This window comes from Candidatus Eisenbacteria bacterium (assembly GCA_016930695.1).
Lineage (GTDB): Bacteria > Orphanbacterota > Orphanbacteria > Orphanbacterales > Orphanbacteraceae > JAFGGD01.
Genome location: JAFGGD010000049.1, coordinates 1 through 8,457 on the forward strand (window position 1 = coordinate 1; position 8,457 = coordinate 8,457).

General features: G+C 65.2%; 6 protein-coding genes. 1 reads left to right on the forward strand and 5 read right to left on the reverse strand.

From position 1 onward, the window contains the following. Positions 1 to 577: 577 nt before the first annotated feature. The 3 genes from alr to JW958_11855 all read right to left on the reverse strand — a co-directional run bounded on the left by alr (position 578) and on the right by JW958_11855 (position 4,290). A complete protein-coding gene (gene alr / locus JW958_11845; GenBank protein MBN1826947.1) occupies positions 578 to 1,756 on the reverse strand; it encodes an alanine racemase in 1,179 nt (392 codons plus the stop codon). Positions 1,757 to 1,842: 86 nt separating this feature from the next. Continuing rightward, positions 1,843 to 2,607 (reverse strand): SDR family oxidoreductase, encoded by a 765-nt coding sequence (locus tag JW958_11850; protein MBN1826948.1) that lies wholly within the window; start codon positions 2,605 to 2,607, stop codon positions 1,843 to 1,845. Positions 2,608 to 2,694: 87 nt separating this feature from the next. Beyond that, positions 2,695 to 4,290, reverse strand: a complete 1,596-nt coding sequence (locus JW958_11855) for an NAD-dependent malic enzyme (protein MBN1826949.1) — start codon at positions 4,288 to 4,290, stop codon at positions 2,695 to 2,697. Between the two features lie 470 nt (positions 4,291 to 4,760). Between JW958_11855 and mazG the strand changes: the two genes are divergently transcribed. Next, on the forward strand, positions 4,761 to 5,534 hold the full coding sequence (gene mazG, locus JW958_11860) for a nucleoside triphosphate pyrophosphohydrolase (protein MBN1826950.1): 774 nt from the start codon (positions 4,761 to 4,763) through the stop codon (positions 5,532 to 5,534). A 336-nt stretch (positions 5,535 to 5,870) separates the two neighbouring features. Here mazG and JW958_11865 read toward each other — a convergent pair whose 3' ends face one another. Both JW958_11865 and JW958_11870 read right to left on the reverse strand, forming a co-directional pair. Beyond that, positions 5,871 to 6,317: an NUDIX hydrolase gene (locus JW958_11865; GenBank protein MBN1826951.1), complete on the reverse strand. Its 447-nt coding sequence runs from the start codon at positions 6,315 to 6,317 to the stop codon at positions 5,871 to 5,873. A 214-nt stretch (positions 6,318 to 6,531) separates the two neighbouring features. Next, positions 6,532 to 8,211 (reverse strand): PorV/PorQ family protein, encoded by a 1,680-nt coding sequence (locus JW958_11870; GenBank protein MBN1826952.1) that lies wholly within the window; start codon positions 8,209 to 8,211, stop codon positions 6,532 to 6,534. Positions 8,212 to 8,457: the final 246 nt, after the last annotated feature.

Below are 8,457 nucleotides of genomic sequence, written 5' to 3' on the forward strand. Positions count from 1 at the left end.
CCGGGCACCCACCGGAGCCCGCCTCCGTCGAGGGGAGAAATGAATCTGTCGAGCTTATCGGGGCGGGCGGAGGTGGGTCGGCGAGCGCGAAGAGGGAGGATGCAGAGCATCCGGACCGTGCCCCGAAGGGAGACCGGTGGGGGAAGGGAATAAATCGATACCGATAGCGATAGCGATCGCGATAAAGGCACCCTCACCCTAACCCGCTCCCGCCATCCCCTCCGCCTCCTCCCCGGACGGACGGCGTGATCCTTCGAGGAGGATGGGTGGGACGGGGCCCCACCTCTCGAGGTGCGTGAGAAGCGGCCGCGCTAGGTCGCACCCTTGTGGGAACTCCGTGGCGATCACGAACCCACCCGGGGGCGGCACGCCCCGGACTCCGAGAGGGATTACCCGTCCGTCCGGCTCCCCACACCGTGCCCCGAAGGGAGACCGGTGGGGGAAGGAAAGGCACCCTCACCCCCACCGGCTCCCGCACGCGGGAGGGAAAATCTCTCTTTCTCTCTTCTTTCCGTCCCGGCTCACTTCACGTCTTGTAAGAGATGCTTTTATCTCGGGCGGGGAAAAGCGTCGCGGCTCACGAATCGCCGAAGGTGAGGCTGCCGAGCATGGTGCGCGCCCAGAGGGGGCGGCGGGAGCGGGTGTAGACCCGGGGGACGCGCCGGCCGATGGCGAGGGTGATCTCGTAGGGGATCCGTTCGGTGCGGCGCGCGAGTTCGGCGACGGAGATCTCCTCCTCACCCTGCCGGCCGATCAGAACGACCTCGTCACCCGGCTCCACCGCGGGCAGGTGCCCCACGTCGATCATGAGCGCGTCCATGGTCACCTCGCCGACGATCGGCGCGCGGCGGCCGCGCACCAGCACCTCCCCCCCGTTGGAGAGACGGTGGTCGTAGCCGTGCCCGTAGCCGACCGGCACGGTGGCGATCCGAGTCGGCGCCGGGACGGTGTAGAGGAGGCCGTAGCTGATGTTCTCTCCCCCTTCGTACCTGCGCGTCTCCACCACGCGGGACTTGAAGGAGAGCGCCGACCGGAGCGAAATCCCCCCGGGGACGCGCGCAGGATCCACGTAACCGTAAAGGAAAATGCCCGGACGGACCGCGTCCCAGAAGCTCCCCTCCAGCCCCCAGTAAAGGCAGGCGGAATTCGCGCCGTGCACCATCGGCGGGTCGATCCCTTCGGCGCGGAGCGCGATGAGGAGCCGGTCGAAGAGGCGCACCTGCTCCTCCGAGAAGGCGAGGTTCTCCCGGCGGGTCGCCGGAAAGTGCGTGTATACGCCGGACAGCTCGATGCCGGGGAGGCCGGCGAGTTCCTTCAGGAAGGGGACGGCGTCGCGCGCGAAAACCCCCCACCGCCCCATGCCGGTGTCCACCTCGACCTGATAACGGCCGACCACGCCCGCCTGCAGGCAGAACCGGCTGTACTCGTCGGCGAATTCGCGGCTCACGATGGAAGGCTCTATCTCGTAGCGGACCGTCCTCTCCGCCTCGCCGAGAAGGGGCGGGTTGAACATCAGGATCGGCAGGTCGATTCCCGCCTCGCGCAACTCCACCGCCTCGTCGAGCGTGGCGACGCCGAGGTAGCCGACGCCGTTCCGCGCCGCCTCGTGGCTGACCGCGATCGCGCCCAGCCCGTAGCCGTCCGCCTTGACCACCATCAGGATGGTCCTTTGGGGGCCGATGATTTTGCGAACCTCGGCGCAGTTGTGGGCGACGGCGTCCAGGTCCACCTCGGCCCACACCGGATAGTGATCCATTCCAAAAGCCTCCCGCCCGGAGCATAACAAAAGGGGACGCGGCCGCCAACGGGCCGCCCGCCTTTTCCGCGCGCTCCCCGAGCGCTTCAGCGCAGGTAGGACGCCCCGTTCGCGTCCACCACCGCGCCCGTGGCGAAGTCGCACCGCCCCGAAGCGAGAAAGAGGATCAACTCCGCGATCTCCTCCGGCGACGCGGGCCGCCCGAGCGGGCTCTGCGCCCGAACCGCGTCCCCTTCCGGCCCGTGCAGAAACGGTTCCGCCATATCCGTCTCCACGAACCCCGGCGCCACGCAGGCGACGAACACGCCCCGCGGCGCGAGCGCCTTCGCCAAGCTGCCGGTGAGGGCGTTCAGCCCCGCCTTGCTCGCACCATAAGCGGGCGCGAAGGGTTCCCCCCGGAAGGCGCCTCGGGAACTCACGTTCACGATTCTCCCTCCCCCCTTTTCCATCATCCGCCGCGCCGCCCAGAAACAAAGATGGGCCGGCCCCATCAGGTTCACCGCGACCGTTCTCTCCCACGCCCTCCGCCACTCCTCCCAATCCGCCTCGTCGATTCGATGTTCCTCGAAGACGCCGGCGTTGTTCACCAGTACGTCCAGTCCGCCCAGCCCTCGAGCCGCTTCCTCCACGATCCGCCGGGCTTCCTCCGCTTCCCCCACGTCCCCCTGCACGAGGAGATGTCCCTCCTCGGCGAGAGACGCGAAGGTTCTCTCCGCCTCGCCGCGGTTCGCCCGGTAGTGCAGAGCCACCCGTCCCCCCCGCTCCGAGAAGAGCCTGGCGACCGCCCGGCCGATTCCCCGGCCCCCGCCGGTCACGAGCGCTCCCTTTCCCCGAAACTCCGTCTCCCCCATGCTTCCCTCCTTCCTGTCGAGCCCTCCGCCGCGAACGAAAAAAGGGCCGGGGAACGCGTCCCCGGCCCCCGCGCGGACGCGGAATGTCTAATAGTACGGATCGTACATCTCGCCCTGGATCGAGCGGAACATGTCCTCGGGCCGCGGCTTTCCGGCGAAACCCCTGCTGTAGACGACCTCCGCCACCGCGGTGGCGATGTACGCCGACACCTCCCGGATCTTGGGGAGGGGCGGGAAGATGAGGCCCTTCTTCCGGTCCTCGTCGGACACCTGCTCCGCGAGCGTTTTGGCGCCCACCAGGAACATCTCGTCGGTCACGCGCGTCGCCTGCGCGGCGATCACGCCGAGCCCCACGCCGGGGAAGATATAGGCGTTGTTCCCCTGCCCGGGAACCATGCGGCGGCCGTCGATGTCCACCGGATCGAAGGGGCTGCCGCTGGCATAGATGGCCCGGCACTCCGTGTTCCGGTAGGCCTGTTCGGCGGTGCACTCCGATTTGGAGGTCGGGTTGGACATGGCGAACACGATGGGGCGCTCGTTGAACTCGGCCATCGCCTTTAACACTTCCGGTGTGAATGTTCCGGGCTGCCCCGAAACGCCGATCAGCACGTTCGGTTTCATCGCCTTCACCGCCGAGAACAGATCGGGGACGAAGGGGACGTCGTGGGCGAAACGGAGCTTGTGGTCCGCCAAGCCGTCCCGGCTCTTCACCACCAGCCCCTTGCTGTCCACGAGCCAGCAGAGCTTGCGCGCATCCTCGAGGGAGATCCCCTCCTCCAACATGCCGGAGACGATCAGGTCGGCGATCCCCACGCCCGCCTCGCCGGCGCCGAGGAAGAGGATCCTCTGCTCGCTCAGCTTGCCGCCGGTGATCTTCAGCGCCGAATAGAGACCCGCCAGCGCCACGCCCCCGGTCCCCTGGATGTCGTCGTTGAAGGTGCAGAACTTGTCTCGGTACTTGTCCAAGAGCCGGAAAGCGTTCGTGTTGCCGAAATCCTCGAACTGGAGAAGCGCCTTGGGGAACACCTCTTGCACCGCATTCACGAACTCGTCCACCAACTCGTCGTACTCGGCGCCGCGGATGCGCGGCCGCTTGATCCCGATGTAGAGCGGGTCGTTCAGCAGGGCCTCGTTGTTCGTTCCCACGTCGAGGGTGATGGGGAGCGCCCGGGTCGGATCGACGCCGGCGCAGGCGGTGTAGAGGGCGAGCTTGCCCACCGGGATTCCCATCCCGTTGGCGCCCTGATCGCCGAGACCGAGGATCCGCTCGCCGTCGGTCACCACGATGATCCGCACGTCCGGCTCGGGCCAGTTGCGAAGCACGTCCGCCATGAATCCCTTGTCGTTGGCGGAAAGGAACAATCCCCGCGGGTTGCGGAAGATGTGCCCGTATTCCTGGCACGCCTGGCCCACCACCGGCGTGTAGATGATCGGCATCAGCTCGTCGATGTGATCCATGATCACGCGGTAGAAGAGGCGCCGGTTCCGCCGCTCCAGGGACATCAGGTGGATGAAGCGCTCCAGGTCGGTCGGTTTCTTCTGGTAGTTCCCCATGATCCGCATGACCTGCTCGTCCTGCGTGTTCACATGGGGGGGGAGGAGCCCGCGGAGACCGTACTCGTCCCTCTCCTTGTCGGTGAAGGCGGTCCCCTTGTTCAGGTTTCCGTCCCGGAGCAGATCCATTCCTCGGGGCATGCACGCCCGGGGAGCGATGTTCGGGTCGATGCGTCTGGTGGCCACCTGTGGTCTCTCCTTTCCCGATACGCCTCGGGGTTCCCGCCGGCTCCACGGGGCGTCCCGGTGGGCGGCCGGATACCCGGACCATACGGGCGCGGCGCTCGTGCCGCGGCGCGCGATGCGGATCGATCTTCCGGGGGATGCCGGGTTCCCCGGTGCGTCCTTTTCTATTCGGCGAGGGCGCGACGAGGCGGTCTCCGGCGGGTCGGGTCGGACCCGGCGTTCGGAGTGGACACCGGAGGCATCCGCGTAATGTCGCAACCGTCCCGGAGAGCCGTAGATCGCTCCCCGCAGCGAGCATAAACCCTCGCCGCGCGAACGGTCAAGACGGGCGCGCGGAGGGCGGGAAGGGCGCGGCGTGACCGGGCCGCGCCGGTGTGTTACGCTCCCGAAAACGCGGAAAGAAAGGAGCGCTCATGTCGGAGCCGAGGAGCCCGGGGGATCTGTTCGACGAGCTGGTGGAGATGGCGGCGCACCTCCGCGGCCCGGAGGGATGCCCCTGGGACCAACGGCAGACGATCGAATCGATCCGCCCTCACTTCCTCGAGGAAGCGCACGAAGCGGCGGAAGCGCTCATCCGGGGGGATTTCGACGGCTTCCGTGAGGAGGTGGGGGACACCCTCTTCCTCACCGTCTTTCTCGTCCACCTCGCCGAGGAGCGCGGGGAGTTCGACATCGCCGACTCGATCCGGACGATCCTGGAGAAGATGCGCCGCCGGCACCCGCACGTGTACGGCGGCGCCGGAGAGAGAAACGAGAGCGAGGTGCTCCTCTCCTGGGAGGAGGCGAAGAGGGCGGAGAAGGGGAAGCGGGAGAGGGAGTCGATCCTGGACGGTGTCCCCGCGTCGATGCCGGCGCTTCTCCGGGCGAGGCGGGTGCAGCAGAAGGCGGCGAACATCGGTTTCGACTGGAAGGAGACCGCGCCGATCGTCGAGAAAATCGACGAGGAGGTGCGGGAGGTGAAGGAGGCGCTCGCGGAAGAGGATGCGGACCGCGTGGAGGAGGAGATCGGCGATCTCCTCTTCACGGTGGTGAACCTCGCCCGGCGCATGGAGATCGACCCCGAAGCGGCGCTCATCCGCACCATCGATAAATTCCGGGAGCGCTTTCAAAAGATCGAGAAGAGAATCGATCCCGACGATCCCCCGCCGCTGGAAGTGCTGGACAAGTACTGGGAGGAGAGTAAATAGACCGCCGTTCTTACTAGTCAGTTCTCTCCTAGATTGTACCTCTCTCCCCCTTTACATAGCTAACATTTCCAGAACTCCTTATCAAATAGCACATCCACCTTTTCACACGCTCCGCTCGCGAAAAGAGTATCAGGGACCGAGATCTCCCCCTCCCGCGGCGGGGTGGCGGCCACGGGTGCCCGCGAAGGGCGCGGCCACCGGGTGCGAAGGCGCGAATGGCCAGCGCCCTTCGCGGGCGGATAGCCGACAGGACCCGGCCGCGTGCACGTTCCGGTGCTCGATCCCGATCCCGATAGCGATCCCGATAGCGATAGCGATTTGGTGTTACGCGAACGACTAGCCCCGCTCAGCCAACCAGTCGGCGATGATTTCCCGGTGATCGAAGGCCATCGTCTCCGGGAGCGCTCCCCAGAGGAAGAAGCGCGCCCGGAGCGCGTCATCCCCCCCCTTCGCCTCCCCCCTCCCATGGGCGGCGTAAACCACCGTCACCGTGTGAAAACGGGGATCCCTGCCCGGATCGCCGTAAGCACGGAACTGTCCGAGGATTTCGACCTCCAGGTTGGTCTCCTCCCGCCCCTCCCGCGCGGCGGCTTCCGGCAAATCCTCTCCATAATCCACGAACCCCCCCGGTAACGCCCACCCCTTCGGCGGGTTTCTCCTCTCGACCAACCAGAGGCCCGTCTCGTTTTGATCCATCAGAATCAAGTCCACCGTCGGAAAGGGATTCCGGTAACGCTCCACCTCTCCTCCGCAGTGCGGGCATCGCTTACTTTCCTTCGACATGAATCCCCTCCAGCCGTCCAGAGGCGGCCCAGGATCGATTTTCCCCTCCCTCGGAGTGTTCACGGACGAATCGAAGGAGAAGAAGCCCTCCAGGGCGATTCTCCTATTCCTCCGGAAACAGGGAAAGCGCTAAGCCGTCTCCGCGGGGAAACAAGAACGAGGGAACGCCGCCGGCGCCCCCTCGTTCTCTTTTATTCTCTTGTCTCGTAACGACTTAGTTCAGTCGGTACATCTCCACACGACGGTTCTGCAGGCGACCCGCCTCGGTGTCGTTCTTCGCAATCGGCTTGTCCTCGCCATAGCCGACCGCCTTCAGGCGGGCGGGGTTGATCCCCTTGTCGATCAGGTACTGCATGACCGACTTGGCTCTCTTGTCGGAAAGCTGCTTGTTGTACGCGTTGGACCCGACATTGTCGGTGTGTCCCTGAATCTCGACGCTCACGTCGGGGTTCGCTTCGAGAGCGCGCACCACTTCGTCCAACACCTTCTCCGAGCCGGCCTTCAGGGCGGCGCTGTTGAACTCGAAGTTCACGCCGTTCAGCACGGTGCGCGGAGCGATGTCCGGGCAGCCGTCCTCGTCCTGATAGCCGTTGAAGGTCTCGGCGTTGTTCATGCAGCGGTCCTTGTCATCCGGAATCCCGTCCTGATCGTTGTCCGGATCGGGGCAACCGTCTTTGTCCTCGAAACCATCGAAGTCTTCCGGCTCATGGATGCAGTTGTCGTAGATGTCGAGAATGCCGTCCTTGTCCTGGTCGTCCTCTTCCGGGCAGCCGTCGGAGTCGTCGATGCCGTCGAAATCTTCCGGCTCATCCGGGCAGGAATCCAGCTCGTCGATGATCCCGTCGCCGTCGTTATCCAGATCCGGGCAGCCGTCTTCGTCCTCGAAGCCGTCGAAGTCCTCGGCGGCGTTCGGGCACTCGTCCATGTAGTCGGAAATACCATCGCCGTCCCGGTCGCGCTCACGCTCGCCGAAAGCGAGGTTCAAGCTGATCCGGTGGTTCTCGCCGAAGGTCTCTTCCATTTCGTGGACATAGGCGTAATCCAAACCGAGACCATAGAAGCGCGGAACCTTGAAACCGAGGCCGACGGCGTAGGCGTTGTCCTGGGCGTCGCGGCCGATCTCGTTCATGCCGGCGCGGACCGCCATCAGGTAGCCGGGGTGGTACTCGAACCACATCTCGGCGCCTACGTTATAAACGGTCTCGTCGTCCTCCTCGTGCACCATGTCGCCCGCGATCAGCAGGTCGCCGATCGGATTCAGGGCGAAACCGCCGCGCACGGCGAAGGGAACATCGTCGTCGCCGACCTTGGACTCGATGTCCTGGATCGCCAAGCCGAAGTTCAAGCGGCGGTGCGCCTCGAAGTAGGCGCCGAAGTCGATTCCGCCGCCCGATTCGGATTCATCGTCGATCTTCTGGTCATACAGACGCCCCGCGATACCGAATCCGAAATGTCCGAACTGGCGGGCGAGTCCGAGCATGACCAGATTGTCGGAGATGTCGAAATCCCCGGTCGGGTCTCCGGCCGAACTGTAGCCCTTGAACTTGTCCCATCCCGAGTTCGTCCAGCCGACGCCGATCGACGCGACACCGAAGTTCTGGGCGTAACCGAAGAAGTTATGGCTCCGATCGTAGTCGTAGCTCCCCGTGTACATGAACGTGAAGGCGAGCTTTTCAACGCGAGCCAAACCGGCCGGGTTCCACACGGTAGCCGTCGGATCGTCGGCCACGGCCACGAACGCTCCACCCATGCCGAGGGCCCGAGCGCCGACACCGATCCTGCTGTAAGGAACAGCATGGTTGTTGTCGGCGAAGGCGAAGCCCACACATCCCATCAGGAGAGCGATGGACCCGACGACCGCGAGATACGGTACACCTTTGCCTAGAAACCGCATTGTTCTGATCCTCCTCTCACAGGGATCTTTGATGGTCTTCGCGCCGCCCTCATCAGACTGCTCGAAGTCAATCCCTTTCCTGAACACCGCTTGTTTCCTTTCCGATTCCATTTTTTCGACCGAACGTCTTTCTTGCGCTTGTCCTATCTGAAGAAGGCCGACCCCGAAATCCCGGGGCGCCCTCCCCGTACTCGAGAGCCGAAAGGGCCCTCGAATACGGGGACGGCCGGAGGGGAGGAGAACCCT